General features: G+C 45.5%; 21 protein-coding genes and 2 pseudogenes. 8 read left to right on the plus strand and 15 right to left on the minus strand.

Features of this window, described 5'->3' with window-relative positions:
* Nucleotides 1–53: 53 nt before the first annotated feature.
* Nucleotides 54–1,514: a cardiolipin synthase gene (gene cls, locus BZG80_RS09285; RefSeq protein WP_077461026.1), complete on the minus strand. Its 1,461-nt coding sequence runs from the start codon at nucleotides 1,512–1,514 to the stop codon at nucleotides 54–56.
* Between the two features lie 518 nt (nucleotides 1,515–2,032).
* Between cls and BZG80_RS09290 the strand changes: the two genes are divergently transcribed.
* Together BZG80_RS09290 and yciA are read left to right on the plus strand one after the other, a co-directional pair.
* Nucleotides 2,033–3,376, plus strand: a complete 1,344-nt coding sequence (locus BZG80_RS09290) for a sodium-dependent transporter (RefSeq protein WP_021024596.1) — start codon at nucleotides 2,033–2,035, stop codon at nucleotides 3,374–3,376.
* Nucleotides 3,377–3,490: 114 nt separating this feature from the next.
* Nucleotides 3,491–3,889 carry an acyl-CoA thioester hydrolase YciA gene (yciA, locus tag BZG80_RS09295; protein ID WP_021024595.1) on the plus strand — a complete coding sequence of 133 codons (399 nt, stop codon included), beginning with the start codon at nucleotides 3,491–3,493 and terminating at the stop codon, nucleotides 3,887–3,889.
* Nucleotides 3,890–3,942: 53 nt separating this feature from the next.
* Here the strand turns inward: yciA and BZG80_RS09300 are convergent, their stop codons facing one another.
* The 9 genes from BZG80_RS09300 to BZG80_RS09345 all read right to left on the minus strand — a co-directional run bounded on the left by BZG80_RS09300 (nucleotide 3,943) and on the right by BZG80_RS09345 (nucleotide 8,907).
* Nucleotides 3,943–4,230: a YkgJ family cysteine cluster protein gene (locus BZG80_RS09300; protein ID WP_021024594.1), complete on the minus strand. Its 288-nt coding sequence runs from the start codon at nucleotides 4,228–4,230 to the stop codon at nucleotides 3,943–3,945.
* 176 nt (nucleotides 4,231–4,406) lie between these two features.
* Nucleotides 4,407–4,676 (minus strand): Txe/YoeB family addiction module toxin, encoded by a 270-nt coding sequence (locus BZG80_RS09305; RefSeq protein ID WP_198532938.1) that lies wholly within the window; start codon nucleotides 4,674–4,676, stop codon nucleotides 4,407–4,409.
* Nucleotides 4,663–4,923: a type II toxin-antitoxin system Phd/YefM family antitoxin gene (locus tag BZG80_RS09310; RefSeq protein ID WP_077679191.1), complete on the minus strand. Its 261-nt coding sequence runs from the start codon at nucleotides 4,921–4,923 to the stop codon at nucleotides 4,663–4,665. Before BZG80_RS09310 ends, BZG80_RS09305 begins: the two co-directional genes overlap by 14 nt.
* 159 nt (nucleotides 4,924–5,082) lie before the next feature.
* Nucleotides 5,083–5,580, minus strand: coding sequence for an ASCH domain-containing protein (locus BZG80_RS09315; RefSeq protein ID WP_077679192.1), 498 nt, complete (start codon nucleotides 5,578–5,580; stop codon nucleotides 5,083–5,085).
* 75 nt (nucleotides 5,581–5,655) lie between these two features.
* Nucleotides 5,656–6,042, minus strand: a complete 387-nt coding sequence (locus BZG80_RS09320; RefSeq protein WP_077461021.1) for a hypothetical protein — start codon at nucleotides 6,040–6,042, stop codon at nucleotides 5,656–5,658.
* Between the two features lie 187 nt (nucleotides 6,043–6,229).
* Nucleotides 6,230–6,712, minus strand: a complete 483-nt coding sequence (locus tag BZG80_RS09325; protein WP_021024588.1) for a YehS family protein — start codon at nucleotides 6,710–6,712, stop codon at nucleotides 6,230–6,232.
* Nucleotides 6,713–7,305: 593 nt separating this feature from the next.
* Nucleotides 7,306–7,656, minus strand: a complete 351-nt coding sequence (locus tag BZG80_RS09330; RefSeq protein WP_077679193.1) for a DUF3147 family protein — start codon at nucleotides 7,654–7,656, stop codon at nucleotides 7,306–7,308.
* A gap of 217 nt (nucleotides 7,657–7,873) precedes the next feature.
* Nucleotides 7,874–8,269: a GFA family protein gene (locus BZG80_RS09340; protein ID WP_174566348.1), complete on the minus strand. Its 396-nt coding sequence runs from the start codon at nucleotides 8,267–8,269 to the stop codon at nucleotides 7,874–7,876.
* A gap of 104 nt (nucleotides 8,270–8,373) precedes the next feature.
* Nucleotides 8,374–8,907, minus strand: a complete 534-nt coding sequence (locus BZG80_RS09345; RefSeq protein ID WP_077679194.1) for a hypothetical protein — start codon at nucleotides 8,905–8,907, stop codon at nucleotides 8,374–8,376.
* Between the two features lie 21 nt (nucleotides 8,908–8,928).
* Here BZG80_RS09345 and BZG80_RS09350 point away from each other — a divergent pair.
* The 4 genes and pseudogenes from BZG80_RS09350 to BZG80_RS09365 form a co-directional block, all read left to right on the plus strand.
* Nucleotides 8,929–9,225, plus strand: a pseudogene (locus BZG80_RS09350) (transposase); the annotation flags it as partial.
* A gap of 84 nt (nucleotides 9,226–9,309) precedes the next feature.
* Nucleotides 9,310–9,552: a type II toxin-antitoxin system ParD family antitoxin gene (locus tag BZG80_RS09355; protein ID WP_077647087.1), complete on the plus strand. Its 243-nt coding sequence runs from the start codon at nucleotides 9,310–9,312 to the stop codon at nucleotides 9,550–9,552.
* Nucleotides 9,549–9,848 (plus strand): type II toxin-antitoxin system RelE/ParE family toxin, encoded by a 300-nt coding sequence (locus tag BZG80_RS09360; protein WP_077679196.1) that lies wholly within the window; start codon nucleotides 9,549–9,551, stop codon nucleotides 9,846–9,848. The genes BZG80_RS09355 and BZG80_RS09360 overlap by 4 nt, the downstream gene beginning before the upstream one ends.
* 50 nt (nucleotides 9,849–9,898) lie before the next feature.
* Nucleotides 9,899–10,234: pseudogene (locus tag BZG80_RS09365) on the plus strand (transposase); the annotation flags it as partial.
* A 248-nt stretch (nucleotides 10,235–10,482) separates the two neighbouring features.
* Here BZG80_RS09365 and BZG80_RS09370 read toward each other — a convergent pair.
* From BZG80_RS09370 to BZG80_RS09390, 4 genes are all read right to left on the minus strand, one after another.
* On the minus strand, nucleotides 10,483–11,655 hold the full coding sequence (locus tag BZG80_RS09370) for a hypothetical protein (RefSeq protein ID WP_077679197.1): 1,173 nt from the start codon (nucleotides 11,653–11,655) through the stop codon (nucleotides 10,483–10,485).
* Between the two features lie 378 nt (nucleotides 11,656–12,033).
* Complete coding sequence (locus BZG80_RS09380) at nucleotides 12,034–12,333, minus strand: hypothetical protein (protein ID WP_077679198.1); 300 nt, start codon at nucleotides 12,331–12,333, stop codon at nucleotides 12,034–12,036.
* A 115-nt stretch (nucleotides 12,334–12,448) separates the two neighbouring features.
* Nucleotides 12,449–13,240: a 2-hydroxyacyl-CoA dehydratase gene (locus BZG80_RS09385; protein WP_131827552.1), complete on the minus strand. Its 792-nt coding sequence runs from the start codon at nucleotides 13,238–13,240 to the stop codon at nucleotides 12,449–12,451.
* Nucleotides 13,225–13,632, minus strand: coding sequence for a DUF6678 family protein (locus BZG80_RS09390; protein WP_069589958.1), 408 nt, complete (start codon nucleotides 13,630–13,632; stop codon nucleotides 13,225–13,227). Before BZG80_RS09390 ends, BZG80_RS09385 begins: the two co-directional genes overlap by 16 nt.
* A gap of 171 nt (nucleotides 13,633–13,803) precedes the next feature.
* Between BZG80_RS09390 and BZG80_RS09395 the strand changes: the two genes are divergently transcribed.
* A complete protein-coding gene (locus tag BZG80_RS09395; protein ID WP_077679200.1) occupies nucleotides 13,804–14,847 on the plus strand; it encodes an IS110 family transposase in 1,044 nt (347 codons plus the stop codon).
* Here the strand turns inward: BZG80_RS09395 and BZG80_RS15900 are convergent.
* Complete coding sequence (locus BZG80_RS15900; protein ID WP_158011542.1) at nucleotides 14,836–15,012, minus strand: hypothetical protein; 177 nt, start codon at nucleotides 15,010–15,012, stop codon at nucleotides 14,836–14,838. The genes BZG80_RS09395 and BZG80_RS15900 overlap by 12 nt on opposite strands.
* Nucleotides 15,013–15,961: 949 nt before the next feature.
* Between BZG80_RS15900 and BZG80_RS15975 the strand changes: the two genes are divergently transcribed.
* A partial coding sequence (locus BZG80_RS15975; RefSeq protein ID WP_198532939.1) for an IS110 family transposase occupies nucleotides 15,962–16,831 on the plus strand: 870 nt, incomplete at its 3' end.

The raw sequence follows: 16,831 nt of genomic DNA on the forward strand, positions 1-16,831 counted from the left end.
CAGTACCGATAGCAAAAAGCCCACCAGGCAAGTCGTGCCATGGTGGGCTTTTTTTACAACAGCGGACTAAACATATAAAAAAACTGCTCGATAGGTTTGAGGTAAACCGGCCTCTGTTGCCAGCTCTCAGGGTTTACGCGCGAAGACTGAGCCAGATAATCCTGATGTAATTGGTTAATAGCAGCACAAAATTCAGGGTCATCGACAGTCAAAGTCAATTCAAAGTTTAACCATAGGCTGCGCATATCAAGGTTTACCGTTCCCACTAAGCAGTACTGCTCATCGACAAGCACTGACTTGGTATGCAATAAGCCACCGCTGAAGCGATAGATGTTTATCCCCGCTGACATCAAGTCCTCAAAAAATGAGCGACTCGCCCACTCCACCATCAGCGAATCATTTTTTTCCGGCACAATGATCGTCACTTTCACACCGCGTTGCGCCGCGGTTTGCAGGCTGACCATCAGGCCTTCACTGGGGACTAAATAAGGCGTGGTAATCGTAATACTGGTTTCCGCTTGGTGAATGGCCAAGGTGAGCACTTGTTGGATCATTCCCTCAGGCAATCCAGGCCCTGACGGAATCGCTTGTACGGCATGATTGGCATGTTGATGATCTTCTATCATCAAGCATTCGGGCGCACTGGGCAGGTCACGAATGCCGGTTTCAACTTCCCAGTCCCAGGCAAATACGCTGCTAAGCACCGATACCGTCGGCCCCGACACGCGAACCATCACATCGACCCACTGACCAACACCCGCATTTTGCTTGAAAAATCGTGGATCGACCATATTCATCGAGCCGGTATAAGCCAGTTGGTTATCGATAATAACCACTTTACGATGCTGGCGAATATCGAGGCGACGAAAGAACATCCTGAACGGGTTCACCGCCAGTGCTTCTATCAGCTCAACCCCGGCCTCGCGCATCGCATGAGGCCATTTACTACGGAAAAAAGCTTTGCTCCCTGCAGAATCCAACATGATCCGCACTGGAATGCCCTGTTTTGCTTTATCGCACGCCGCCTGCGCCACCTCATCAGCGTGCCCGCCCGGGTGCCAGATATAAAACACCATATCCACACTTTTTTGCGCCTGACGAATGTCGAGTGCCACAGATTTAAGGATCTCTGCCGGTTCCGTTTTTAGCGCCAATTGATTGCCCGTGAGCTCAGGGACACCAATTCGAGCATGACAGAGCCGGTTCACATGGTGGGATTGCTCATTGATATGATGGGGACGGTGCGCGGGACACGCTTGTAAACTTAACAGCCACTGACGATAAGGCTCAAACATCGCTTTCGCCCGCACGGCTCGGGTTTTCCCCAAGTTCAATTCTCCAAAAAGCAGGTACGCAATCACCCCCACAATCGGCAAAATATAGATAATCATCAGCCAAGCAATCGACACGCCCAGTGCGCGTCGCTTGAATACCACGCGTATCGTTACACCCGCAATTGTTAACCAGTACAGTAACAACAACAGTACGGTAAGGATTTCGTAGACTTTTTCCATGCCCAAGTGCACACCTTGATAGTCATTAATAAAGGGTTAACCCGCTAGCTCTTCCATTCTGCCTAGGTTATGAGCGGGTGCAAGCAACGTCTTGTCTTTAGGTTACGACACAATCAGACTCGACAGTGAGTTAACGCACATCATTGGCGCTTATCTTAGCGCAGTCATTCATATTATTGTGACAACTCATCGCAATGTTACTAGATTGTTAAATCAGTGATTGCAGCAGAGAAAGTCACTGTGATACTCACTATAGGTAGCGAATCGCGCTTATCACTGTCGAAGAAGTCATCACGAGCAGGAAGAATATGGGGAAATTATGCTTATTTTAGGCATTACATACGGCAAGATCTTCAAATTCTACGCATAAACTGTTTTACTTACGAGTCTTTGAGCTGGGAATCACTCATCCAAGTTCGTAATAAAAAGTTTACACCTTTGACAGTTTCATCAACGACGACATCCTGAGGTGTCGTTAAAAAAAATCAATTAATTATCGCAAACGATAACGAGTAGGTATGGCAAACACACAACGCGCACAATTTTCATCCCGCATTGGGTTTATTTTGGCGGCAGCAGGCTCAGCCATTGGGCTAGGCAACATTTGGGGATTCCCTACCCAAACCGCCTCTAACGGCGGCGCCGTTTTTCTATTCATTTATCTGCTAATGGTTTTTATCCTAGCGTACCCTCTTTTAATAGCAGAACTCACTATTGGTCGTTACGGTAATGCCAACCCTGTTCGCTCTTTGTCGTCGGTTGCCGGCGGACACAAGTGGTTGGGCCGCCTGCTCGGCTTAGTCGGTATGCTGGGAGCGACGGGTATTCTGAGCTTCTATGCCATTGTCGCTGGCTGGCTGGTCGGGTTTATGGTCTCGCCTTTACTCACCGCATTGGGCTTTACCGAAACAGCAACCTGGTTAGAATCATTTAGCGATACCCGAAATCTGGTATTGATGCTGTGTTTTATGGTGCCGACCATCCTGGTTGTGCGCAATGGCATTGCTAACGGTATTGAACGTTGGTCATCCCGCCTTATGCCCGTCCTGTTTTTGTTGTTCGTGGTCATGGTGGTGTACATTTTGTTCCAACCGGGTGCGATCGACGGTTTAAAAATGTACCTGATCCCCGATATGTCACACCTGTCACCTAGCCTGGTTGTGAGTGCCATGGGGCAAGCCTTCTTCTCGTTATCGCTCGGTGTCTGCGTGATGATGGTCTACGGCTCTTACTTATCCAAATCTGCCAGCATTCCTAAAACGGCCGCGCAAGTTGCGCTACTCGATACGGGCATTGCCTTTACCGCGGGGCTACTGATCATGCCCGCCATGTTTGTGGCACAGCACAATGGGGTGGCGATATACAGCGAAGCGGGCGAATTGCTGAGCAGCGACACCCTGGTATTTAGCGTATTACCGGCCATGTTTGACACCATGGGCTCGGCTGGCTTATTCATCGGTTTTGCCTTCTTCCTGCTCATGGTGATTGCGGCACTCACCTCGGCGATTTCCATGCTTGAAGTGCCTGTCGCCTGTGCGACCGAAGAGCTGAAACAATCACGAGAAAAAGCGGTCTGGTGGATAGGTGGCCTGATCACCGCCGCCTCGGCCATCATCGTCTACAACTTTGGCGAGCTGTTTGGCTTGGTCGTCACCGTGACCACTGAATACGCACAGCCAATTCTCGGCCTACTGTTTGCGCTTGTCGCCGGTTGGCTATGGCACCGCAACGAAATATTAAAAGAGTTGGTGCAAGGCAGTCCTGAACTGGGCGACACCTGGTTCTGGAAAATTTGGCCCGGCTATGTGCGTGTTATTTGCCCCATTTTAATGCTGTTGGTCTTCGGCTGGGATTGGGTTTAACGCTTATCGGACCAATAAAAACGTGCCCGAATGCTGTGTTAGCGGTCACAATTCTTATCTTGTACAGTAAAAAAGGGGCGCATTGCCCCTTTTCAATAAGATGTGAAGAGAGCCATGTCTGACAATAAAAACAACTGCCCACGCGGCCAACTGCTACTTCGTACATTAGCGATGCCTGCGGACACTAACGCCAATGGTGATATTTTTGGTGGCTGGATTATGTCTCAGCTCGATCTGGCCGGCGCCATTTTGGCGAAAGAAATCTCAGGCGGTCGCGTTGTGACTGTCTCAGTCAATGACATTACCTTTAAATCACCGGTGAGCGTCGGCGATGTGGTCTGCTGCTACGGTACCTGCCAACGTATCGGCAATACGTCGATAACCATTGAACTCGAGGTATGGGTTAAGCCCGTCAGCCATGATGAAATTGGTGATCGTAATAAGGTCAGTCATGCAACATTTAACTATGTTGCCATTGATGAGAACGGCCGCCCTCGCGCGATCAAAAAATAAAAAAAGAGGGCCTGTTTGTTCAACAGGCCCTCTTTTTTCACGGTGAATAGTGGTTACATGTTTTTACGCTCATCGATGCATTCATCTGAGCCCATTTCAAACTCTCGACAAATCCAAGGCCGATTTTCATAAATCGTGCACATAAACGTGTCTCGATCAACCGCCGAGCACCAACCATCGTCAAGCCGTTTCATTACCTCTCCGCCCCAAGCATCGATTTCAATATGCTCTCTCGGTACACCGGTATCGGTAATCAGCATCACCTCTAAGCGACAGCAACACGCTTTACACGTCGCGCAGGTAACATCGGAGGTTGGCACGTTTGTTACTTCAATAGTCATAAACAGCTACATGTGACTGGATTACTGGCATCCTACGCTAAATTGACCGTGTTGACGAACCAAGGCCCTAAGATAGAAGGGAGTTTATGTGTTTGACTCACTGAATTGCTACACTTGGGATCACAACGCATTCGATTCCCACGGCAAACGCGCGGCCTACATCATGCGCTAGGTGATTAATAGTGATATCGGCAAGATAGGATCGTAATAGACCTATCATCCACGGCGTAAACCAGCCGATTGGTATCATCAATACGCCGCGACCAAAAGCCTGTCAGATTTTCTTTTAGTGCTTCGGGCTTGCCTATTCCCTCGAATGGCGTTCGTTTTACATCGAGGATAAGCTTGTTGATTCGCTTGAGTGTTTTTCTATCCTGACTTTGCCAGTACACGTAGTCACGCCACGCATCATCCGTCCAGCAAAGTAAGCGACTACTCATCGTCATCGACTAACGCGTGCTCCATCGCTTTCCCCATCTTGTACTGAGTAATGGAGCGATTTAGGTGCTCAGCATTGGCGGGCGAGCGCAACAGATGGACGGTTTCCATAAGGCTGTTGTAGTAATCAAGCGACATCACCACCGCATCCTCTGCATCACGTCGGGTAATGACAGTGGTATCAGCGTCATCAACCACTCCATCTAATACCGTTTTGAGGCCATTTCTCGCTTCAGTAAACGAAATGATTTTCATCGGATTGCTCCTATTCGTACACCATCGAAGTATAGAGCAACAAACCAGACATGTACAACTTAAAGAACATGTTTAGTGGTTATTCGCTTAACACAACCGCCCCGCAGTGACAGCGGGCCAAGTGTTCGGGTTGGATGGATGTTTGACCGACTTGTTTTATCATGCGCTTACCTGCTCAGTTTCATGGTTATCAAGCGGATAGACTTTCTCAAAGCGCTCTAACACCAAAGGGGATTGGGTTGTAAACGGCACGCCGAGTGTTCGCCCTTCCTGCTCAAAAAATGCAAGATGTGCCTGCCGCCACCACGCATAGCTCTTGTCTCCTTCACCTTCCGCAGCGGCAAATTCAGCAGTCACTTGATCAAACGGGCACTCGCTCACTTCAGTCACTTTAATAATACAAACCGGCTGCTGCGCCCAGTTAAGCACCACAGTTAAACGGCCCACTTGTGGGTAGGGTTCGTTTTCTATCTCATAGCAGGCTTTTAAGCTGCACGATGCGCGTTTAATGCCTTGGTCAATCAAACGAGCGCATTCATTGGCGTTGTATTCATCCGCGCAAAAGTACTCGGCAATGGTTTCAGGCACGGCCTGACGTTCTTCGTCACTTAAAGTGGCAAGGTAGGCGTTTAAGTAATCCTGTTGTTCTGTATTCATTAGCATCCTTGATCTTTCTACCTAATTCGCGGTTTGGCACGTTGCGCGAGTTATCAACAAAGTAGTTTTAGCCGTTTAATTCGCACGTTTGTTTCTTTTACATTGCCAGCTATCGTAGTCATCGCCGATTTGCATACGTGATGCTGACAATGCCTCAACGTCGTACTGAAATCGTCGTGTGCCATTCCATGCCGGTGTAATGTATACGGTTTCAATATCGGAGATATAATCTTGACTGAAGCTGTCTTTGCTCTGAAACTCAAACGGATTGTAAACCAACTTAATTGTCTCGTTGATTAACTCCCATTCACCTGTCGCATCATATAAAAAGTGCGCATTCTTTTCGCCAAGAAAATATTCAACACGTCCTTGTAGTGAGAACGCGTTGTTATCTTTTAATGTCCATTGCTCTTTGTAGACTTTATCACCTTGCATGGTAAACGAACATGTCCACTGCCCCATTAGGTTCTGCTTTTTAATGGGGAGCTCTGCAGCCACAGTACTAAAACATGGCAGCATTACTGTGAATGTTAAAAAGAGAACACAGTTACTTTTCACACAAACATTCCTTTTATACGTGTTTTTTGTAAATAGTCATCCTCATGCTGCTAGGCACGCAGATGAGGAAGCTATTTGATAGTGTTATCGCTTATTCTACATCGAATTGGTCACTACTTGGACGTAACTGACGCTGGAGGCCTGATAAGAAGTTTCGCAGCACTTGGTCTTTGCACTCTTTATAGTGCTTATTATCCGGTTTACGGAAAAAGGCACTGAGCTCATGCTTACTTAATCGAAAATCGGCAAGCTGCAGAATATCTAAAATATCGTCTGCTTTTAAGTTCAAAGCAATGCGTAATTTTTGAAAAACGATATTATTACTTAGCCTTTGCTCTGGCTTAGGCTGCTCACCGTCTCGTTTACCACGTTTAAGATTGATAAAGCCATTCAGAAATATCGCTAGTTCTGTATCGCTAAGTTTAACAAAATATTCATCGTCTTCTTTTTTCAGCCAGCGACTGACTTGATCATTGGTCACTGTATAATCGGCTAAAGCGAAGATCTCAGTTGTTACATTATCTTTTAAATCAAATGTATAGCGTACACGGCGTAAAATGTCATTATTGGTCAAAATAGTTCCTAGTCTTAGGTAAATCCAGTGCTATCAACGTGAAAACTGGAAGACATGGATCATATCAGGTTTACTCTCTATTCCCTATCAATTGTGTTCATTTAAGGCAAAGTCATCACTTCAGGCTTGACTGATCCTCATCGTCCTTCTTCGATAGCAGGCGATCCAAACTGCGTAATAAATCGCATTAAAAGAATAAACCTGCACCGTTGGTAATATGACGGTGATCGTAAGTTCAATGCTCAGAGACGGCGCAATGTGAGATAAAAACCTCGCCAAAAACGAGTGATTGACAACGTACTAAAAAAACATAGATCAGCAGCCTAATTAGCAAGCGCCGAAATGGTAATAGTAAGGTTGCTTTTGCTGGGTAAGTTCTCGTTCTAACTTCTCACCACAATATGGACAGCACTGAATCTCCCGATGTCAGGATAGTTGTTCAGATCTGGTCCATTGAGGCGACCTCTGAGCAGCATACGACACGATGTTATCCTTCATGCGGGGAGCGGCTCATGGTCTGCGTGGGCGTGACAGCGTATCTACCCACTTGTTGGCTGCGCGACACTTATTCTCGTTTGTTAGGCTAAACTTTCTTACAGCAAATTTAACCCAAATTGCTTTACTACTGCGTGAGTAATTACAAAACAAGCTATCGAAACAAAACAACTAATTAGTAACGTAATCCAAAACGAATATTTGGCTAGCAAGTAAGGGAATAGCAAAAACATTGGTAATGTTGGCAGCACATACCAAAAAGTATAAAAAGCGTGATTTGAAAGCTTACTGTTTCCTTGCCCTTCAATATACATCCAAACCAGCGCCAATATGGTTATCGTAGGCAACGCAGCAACTAAAGCTCCCATTTTATCGCTTCGTTTTGCGACTTCTGAAATCAACACTACAATAGCTGCCGTTGTAAGGTACTTAATTACAATCCAAAGCATTATCAGGCCTCCTTGTCCGTAACATCTGAATTTGACATGTTTAGCCTAACGCCCGGCTCTGCAGCACGCAAAAGTAGAATCCACTTCTTGGTCGGATCTTTTGCCTTTCCGACACCAGCCGGATCGTAACCTGCTTCTTGAGCTTCTTGGCGTATGGATTCTTAACGGACTCAGAAAAATCGTAATGATCACGCATGTCTATATCCTTCATAAGTCGTTATCGTTTGTCCGCTGGATGATTAACCCCATCATTTGTTACAACATCACCTAAATCAAATGGATTTACCCCGTTTAAGCAACCCACATTAAAACCATACTCACTTGGATCTGAACGCCTTTGGTGATGTGTATAAATACCGCAGTTTGAGCAGAAGTAATGCTTTGCTGTATTCGTATTGAATTGATAAAGTTTTAAATGCTCTTTACCTTTCAAAATACGAATGCCATCCAATTTTACTGAGGCTACTATTGCTCCTTTACGACGGCATATCGAGCAATCACAACGCCTAGGCTTTTCGATGCCCTGTGGCAAGTGCAGCTCAAACTCGACTGAACCACAATGACATTGAGCTTTGTGAAACTCTTGAATTACTGTGCTTCCAACTTCCTTGATCATCCGTAACTTCCTAGTTTTCTAACGCTTGCAGCATGCGCACCCTTGGAATGGAGCCAAAGGCGCAATTTAAAGGTCAAAGGGCGCCGCCGTGCTTGGCCGTGTTATGTGTTTAGATCCCTACAGTACAGGGCATATTTTTCGAAATCATTCCGGCTGTAGGCGCCCTTTGCGAGCGTCAAAGGTTCACCATTTAGGAAGCGCTTGTGATGGATATACGGCTCTAACGAATCCCAGGCCTTTATAAAAGCAGGACCCCACATTTTTGAAAAATGCTCTCGACTAATAAGCCCTGACATAGCCATATAGGACAATCGTTGCATCACAATACTGACACGATACGCTGCATCAACGGTTTCTTTAGACCAAGCGACCTCATGGTCTTCGCCCCCTAGCTCTCCGTTTGAATAGTCGCCTGCATTATGAAGCAATGATAAGTCTGACTTGATCTTTGACATTTCATCCATTGCCCAAAGCAGCAGGGTACTGTCCCTATTTTTTACTTCCTCTTTAATGGTGCGGTAAGCAAAAATTACCGACACGAGTAAGAAAAAATTGATGAGAAGCATCAGGATTGATGTAATTGCTGAAACACCAGACCAATCCAGCGGGTTTAATGCTACATTAACCGATTCCATCTAACCTCCAAGCTAGAAATACACATAACTAACAAACAAGCGGCGTCACTCATTGATGTTACACCCGTGACAAAAGAAAGTGGACGGTATAAAAGCAAACGAGTGATCCAAGGTGGACGAGCTCAAGTTCGTACCGTGTTGTATATGGCGATGATGTCTGCGATGCAATGTAATCCTGTTTCTAAAGCCACGTATACCCGATTAGTCGCCGCTAAAAAGCCGAAAAAAGTCGCCATTATTGCCTGTGTGCGCAAGATGGTAGTGATCTTAAATTCGATGTTCAGAGACATAAAAATCTCGCTAAAATTTAGTGATTGACGACATCCTGGTTTGTTGTGCGCCACTTGCGATTACCTCAAATTAATACCATAATTAGGTACTATTTGGTATTAGGAGATTGCAATGGCTAAAAATACTAGCATCACTCTCGGCGAACACTTTGATAGCTTCATCAGTAACCAAATCCAAAGTGGACGCTATGGCTCAGCAAGTGAAGTAATTCGTTCCGCTCTACGTTTACTCGAAACACAAGAAACGAAAATAAACACTTTGCGACAACTACTCGTTGAAGGTGAAGAAAGTGGTATGGCTGATTATGACCTCGATTCGTTTATCAGTGAACTAGATAGCGAAGAGGGAAAATGAAACCATTTCAACTAACCAACAAGGCAAAGTCTGATTTAAAAGACATTGCCTTGTTTACCTTCCGCAGATGGGGCCGCGAGCAACGTAATATTTACCTCAAACAATTCGATGAATCATTTTGGCTACTCGCTGAAAATCCTGATATTGGTAAAACTTGTGATGGAATCAGAGATGGCTACCGAAAATTTCCACAAGGAAGCCATGTTATTTTTTATCAACAAATTGGTAGCCAAAACATCCAGATCATCAGAATCTTGCATAAGAGTATGGATGTTAACCCAATCTTTGGCGTATAACGCCTATGTTTCTTCCTACTCTGCCAATCAGCAGTATCTTTATCCGCACGCCCGACAAAGATATCATCGACATCAGTGACCATCAGGTGACCTTCCGGTACACCGACAGCCAGACAAATCAATCGGCGACTCGCTCGTTGCCTACCAATCAGTTCCTGATGTTAATACTTCAGCATGTCTTACCCAAAGGACTACAACGCGTGCGTGACTATGGCTTATTGCATGGCAGCGCCAAACACAAGCGATACCATATTCAACGTATGTTGCTTCACATGGCACACCAGACCTTGCCCGTTGAGACGGCCCCTGAGCAGCATACGACACGATGCTGTCCTACATGTGGGGAGCGGCTCATGGTCTGCGTGGGCGTGACACGACCGAGGTAGCCGAAAGGCGAACAGAATAAGGAGAATGGCGTTCACTTAAACACAGGAGAGCAAACCGACAAAAACCACATCGTTAACGTAACGTATTGAAGTGAGGTCTATCTGCTCACTTCCTGGCTGCGCTCGCGCTGAAAAAAGTGCCAGACGCAGCACCCACCTATGCGCATTCGAGCTATTTACTTAATAAAGCAACGGGCTTGTTCAACACCCAAATAAAGTGTCGGCTGCGCGACACTTATTCTTATTTGTTATACCCGTCCAAACAGTATTGATGACAATGAGTTTTGTACAATCCCCCAATTACCATCAGGATGATTCATTGGCAAAGGTAGGAGGTCGTCAGATGAATAGTTTAACCGAAGTTTTACCAAATGCTCCTCTCTTTGCCCTACGAAAGAGATAGTCAAATAAACATCTAAGACAACGCTGCTAGGAGTGTCACAATTGCCTCCTATACACCTATAATCGATCAATTCAAAGTTAGCGTATGTTTCTCTAACTTCACTTGCTGATTTCCCTTGATGCTTACCGGATAGATCGTACATATGAAGCACAATTTTCCCCCATTGCTTTTTCTTCCAGCTTTCCAAAAAAAAATTTGCTATTTCTGACGCACCTGACCTTTCTATAAATAAAAGATCATTCGCGCGCTTATCAAACTGCTCTAAGTAAAGCTTCAATTTTTCATTTTCTGTCGAAATATTTAACTCAGCATAAAGTTTGCGCCTTTTGTAAGATTCATCTTTTTTATCACGATACCAAGTACGTAAAACATACAATATATTCCAACATTTAGCCGATACACTTGCATTCGCATAATTTACATCCCTACCATGTAAAACCCCGTTTCTGAAAGGAAAAAATATTTCATCGAAATTTGTTTTAGTTCTACTTTTGGTAAGAAAATTATTTTGTAAATAAGTGAAAGCATCGTCATATTGGCATATAGAGTCCCATACACCTATGTCTGAATCTTGGGCGAATAGCCCAAGATTCATAATATCATTAGATATTCCATCAATAGCCATCAACAAAAGAGGAACAACTGCTCCATAGTTTTTTTGTAACTGTAGTTCTTTTGCGTTGTTAAGAATTACTTCTCGTTGTTTAAATTCTTTAGCCGTTGATAGGTGTTGCATGAAAAGTGAAAGGCCATCATTGACCCCTTTTATCAGTACTTTTTCAGCTTCAGATAGGTTGCCACCCTCCGCTAACGTTACCGCTTCTTCGCAATGCGCCAAAGGTAAGTAATCATTAAGTACCCATGCTTGATCTTTAAATCGTGAATTAAAATTTTTTATCACTGATAATACAGAAGATTCTCGTTCAAGATCTTCCGACAATCCCCCTAGGCTTTCTAATTCATCATACATAGCAGCCAATCTGTCTACTGTCGGATTATTTGATTCATCGAAGTTCATTTATCCTCCTAAGGGTATAACGCTGCCAGCAGAGGCCCGAGCTTGCGAGCGTCCTACTGCCTGGCTTTGTTAAATTGGCAGTCAACCCCGATGTCATTAGAGTTCTTGCCCTTGATTCTGGTATTTAAGGAACGGGGATACAGAGCCATCCCACCCACATATCTTGCAACGCCCACTTTCCATTTCGTGTGGGCAATTTTTGTAGCCGTATAAGCGGTGAGTGCACTCAGGACACAGTGCGGCCATCTCAGAAGCCTCAGGTCGATAGGCACTACCGCATTCGTTGCAGGTATTCATTAACTCTCGATTCATAAACAATTTAACGCTTGCAGCATGCGCGCCCACGGAATGGAGCCGGAGTCGCCGTGCCTACACTTGTTAGGGACTTGATTTAGCCACTTCATCGTACAAGTCCATTGCTTTCTCTTTAGCCTTTACTCCGGCCAAGATGGGCAAAAGATAGACAAGTGCAAATAACCCGACATTCGCCCATGTCATTCTCCGAATTATTGCGATAAAAGAAAAAGGCTCTTGGTTTCCGAAGATTGCCGTTAGAAATGCCGTAAGCGGAAAGACGAAGATGCTGACAAGGACTGCGCCATGAATCGTGTTCGCAACCGCCATCAAGCTGTCGGCAAACTTTTCTTTCGACTTAGGTGACCTATCGTTAAGCTTCAATTGGATACTCCCTAACGCTTCACATCACCGGCAACAAAAAGTATAGCGATGAGGAACGAGGAGCAGCGCTTTTTGTTGTCCGAGTGTATATGATTGTTAGCAGCAATTAATTTGTTCATTTGAGTTTTTTGTATTTCAAGAAAATTCCATTATTGTCGCCAGCTTGTAGATTTCCTTTCTTATCAAGCACAAAGTACTCCCCATGGGGGTTGCCACCCTTTTCCACGAGCTTTGAACCAACAGTCGATTGGGATTCAGTCATTTCCTCGGTGGAACCACTGCCATCCTTATATTTCGATTCCAAATACAGTTTGTTGTTTTCGCGATATATTGTTACCGTTGCGCCCACGTATGGCCTATCATCCATCCAAATGCCTACCACATCACGAGGTGTGCTTTTTGCAGCACGCACCATCTTCTCTTCTTCCTCAGCAGTAAGCCCAAGGATTTTCACTTCTAATTCGGGATCGAAATGCGTTGTTGCCCAGGCACCTGAACCAACCTTCATATTTGGAAGGTAATAAGCAATAAAAATCCGGTCATATTTCTTGCGCTCCATATTTTTTAATTCCATAGCTATCGTTCTTAACGCCTCAGCCGACACCTTCCTGTCCAACCTCACATCAACACTCCGTTTCACGTCCCGAAATTCGTTGTCGGAAATTATTGAGTAGGTGGCTCCTTCAACGGTTTCAGCATGCACCAGCCCCATCATCACCATACAAATAATTAGTGCTGCAAAGCAGGAAAGGCGCTTTGATAGTGTAACCATGTTTATTCCTCCATTTGTGCTGCTAACGCCCGGCTCACCGAGCAAATTATTGATGGCGGCTTTTTGCGTGTTTTTTGTACAAAAGGTGACAGTGGAAATTTTTCCGTTGGAGCCGCTTGTTAAGTACTGAACCACTCAGGGCTAACTCCTGGACGCAAATAACCATAAATTCTTATGCCATCATTGTATATGCAATAAGGTACACCAGATTGCCTCAATGCTTTTATTAATAATTGAGTGTTATCTTCTATTTCCGGCTTAATCAAAGCCCCTTTAGGACGACTGATTAAAGCTCTGATATTAAGCCACTCTATTTGCTCCCACGCCCCCATGACATGATATAGGTCAGAATCCCAGTAATCCGGGCTTGGTTCAGTTTCATCTAAGTCTTTGCGTTGAAAATCTAGCGTGAATTCGATTTCCTGAAGCTCTTTAAAAAGGCGCTCCCATTTAGTGTTGTTTAGAACGCTAGCAATATTTTCACGCTCAATATATCGCTTCAATTTCGATTTAGTATCTAGTTCCATACTCGACTCTTTAGACACTTAACGCCGCCAGCACGCGCGGCTTTGTAATGTAGGCGCAGCCGCAAAGAAAAATCCGTCGCCGTGACTGGCCTTGATACTCATTGAGCCTTCTCCTCCAGCTCAACCAGCAGGCTAAGCTGGAAGGCGACAAATCCAAAAAGGAGAAGACTCATGAGATTTTATAACCAACAGCACGATTATTACTGCGGCATCGATCTGCATGCGCGCATTCTTTACGTCTGTATCATTGATTCTGCGGGTAACACCGTGGTTCATAAGAAAGTTGACGCCAACCCTGACGCACTCTTAGACATTCTTGCGCCCTTTCAAGACCAAATTGTTGTCGGCGTCGAGTGTATGCATTGCTGGTATTGGGTGAGTGACCTTTGCCTCGATTACGCCTTTGACTTTGTGCTCGGCCATGCCTTATACATGAAAGCCATTCACGGCGGYAAAACCAAAAACGACCGCATTGATTCCTATAAGATTGCTTCTCTTCTCAGGGGGGGTAACTTTCCGCTGGCTTATGTCTATCCAAAAGCGATGAGGGCCACTCGCGATTTGCTTCGCCGCCGAACCAAAATCATGCGTCACGGCGCTGATTTGAAAGCCCATGTCTCCAACACCTTTAGTCAGTACAATCATCCTGCACCTAACCTCCAACTGCGCTACCCCTGCGCCAGAGAGGAGGTTCGCAACCGCTTCAACGAACCAGCAATAAACCGCAATCTCGATATCGATTTGAACGTGATTGCCTTCTACACCAAAGAGCTGGCAAGCGTTGAACACTTCATCGAGCAAAATGCCAAACAACATAATCCGCAAGATTACCAACTGCTACAAACCATCCCTGGCATTGGCCGTATTCTGGCACTAACTATCTTGTATGAAATTGGCAACATCCAACGTTTTCCAACTGTCCAACAGTTCGCGTCTTATTCGCGACTGATTAAATGCAAAGCCGAATCTGCGGGAAAACAATACGGGACCAATGGCAACAAAATCGGTAACGCACACCTTAAATGGGCGTTCTCTGAAGCGGCGGTGCTTTATCTTCGCGGCAATGAAAAGGCCAGGAAATACCTAAACCGATTACAAAAGCGCATGAGTAAAGCCAAAGCACTCTCTGCACTCGCCCACAAGCTGGGACGCTGCGTTTACTTCATGTTGAGGAACAAAACCGTGTTTGACGAACACAAGTTCTTACCCGAGTAAGTCGCACAATGGGGTGAGCTGAACGTCTAACTGGTGCTGAGAAGGAGCACGCTGCTGACTGAGTTCACTGGGCATTAAGCCCCAATGGTCTGCTGTACCAATGGTTGTCCAAGCCCCTTTGCTTTGATTAGCCGCCCCATTGTTGCGCACACAAGCGAACAACAAAGTTGCTTACACCCAAACTGAGCCTGAAGATAACTGGAAAACAAACGTTTAGCCTTCTTTTTGAATAGCGCCTGCTTGGGTTAACCGAATAATGTCTAATGGCCCTGTCACAGGATTGGCAGGCAGCGGTGAGACCGCAGTAAGAGACCTTCTATATGTGTTTGCCGTAAGCAATGACTTAATGGCGGAAATGACAGAACGAAGTAGACGACTTTGCTGTTCGAGAGCATTGGCTGCTGGCGCAGCCAAAAAAATGCTATTGCCTATTGACCGGAGAAGGGCTCATATGTGACCGGAGAAGGGCTCATATGTGTTAAGCGCCACTGCTACAAAGCGCGCTACGTAAATTATGGTGCGGGGAGAAGGAATCGAACCTCCTCTCGTTTCTCCTGGATCGGGAAGGCAATTCACAATTACTGATCTCTCGCTCGGATTGAAAGTGTCCCACCAGGCCCGCAGAAACGCCACCCCGCACCAAACGCATGTAGTAAATACGATCAGATTTTCCATAACTACCTCCATTATGGCTTTCGCTTTCATTTCAATATTCACTTCCAATCCGAACGAGATCACTGCTCTCGCTTCAATACCTACCGTTACCTCCAAGTCGTCTAATTTTGTACGCTTAATGCCCACTTAAGGGGCAGCCAACGCTACTACTAACTTTCCGCATAACACCGTAATCACCAAAACCAACGCATAGTAAAAATGCCGTGCGTTGGCTGTCCCTCTTGAAGCGTTTGTATGGATAATCTCACCCGTATTTGGGTAAAGTGAGACCCAGGCTTTAGCTGCAACTAAAGCTTTCTAATGTGCAGTTCGATTGAACGCTGGCTCCTCTGTCGAGAGACCGATAACAAACATGAACGCACCTTAGAACTCCAAGTACCAAACTCGAATACTCGACTGGGTCTCGAACCCGTATTACGCAAACAAGAGTTAGCTTATTATGAATACTGCACCCAAGCAAAGCATCAACATCGGCGTCGATACCGGTAAAGCGCAACTCGACATCTACGTCAGACCAACTGCGTACTTCTTCTCTGTGCCAAACACTGATAAAGGCATTAAAGATACATTGAAAATCATCAAGCCATATCAGCCTGAGCGCATCATCATTGAAGCCACTGGCCGATTAGAAATGCCCTTTGTGCTCGCGTGTATTGAAGCCAATTTACCCATCTTACGCGCCAACCCTGTGCACATTAAACGCTTCGCCGGCGCCATTGGCCGCAGAGCGAAAAATGACCGCTTAGATGCTGAGTTAATCGCACATTATGGCGACGCCATTAAGCCTGAAATCACCATTATCAAGGCGGAAAATATACGTCTAATGAGTGACTTAGTCATCAGGAGAAACCAGCTACTATCTATGCAAACGATGGAAAAGAACCGCTTGCAGATACTGCCCAAAACCTTGCATTCAACCATCAAACCCATGCTCACTGCGATGAAAAATCAAATCACCAACATCGAGCAAAAACTCGTGAAGTTGATTGAAGCATGCCCTGAATATCAGACTAAAAATACGCTCTTACAAAGCGTGCCTGGCATTGGCAGCATTGCGGCAGCATCTATCATCAGTAACGTCCCTGAGCTGGGCTATATAACTAACAAACAAGCGGCATCACTCATTGGTGTTGCACCCGTGACAAAAGAAAGTGGGCGATATAAAGGCAAACGGGTGATCCAAGGTGGACGTGCTCAAGTTCGTACCGTGTTGTATATGGCGATGATGTCTGCGATGCAATGTAATCCTGTTTTTAAAGCGACGTATACCCGATTAGTCGCCGCTGGAAAGCCGAAAAAAGTCGCCATT

This window comes from Salinivibrio sp. MA440 (genome assembly GCF_001996265.1).
Lineage (GTDB): Bacteria > Pseudomonadota > Gammaproteobacteria > Enterobacterales > Vibrionaceae > Salinivibrio > Salinivibrio costicola.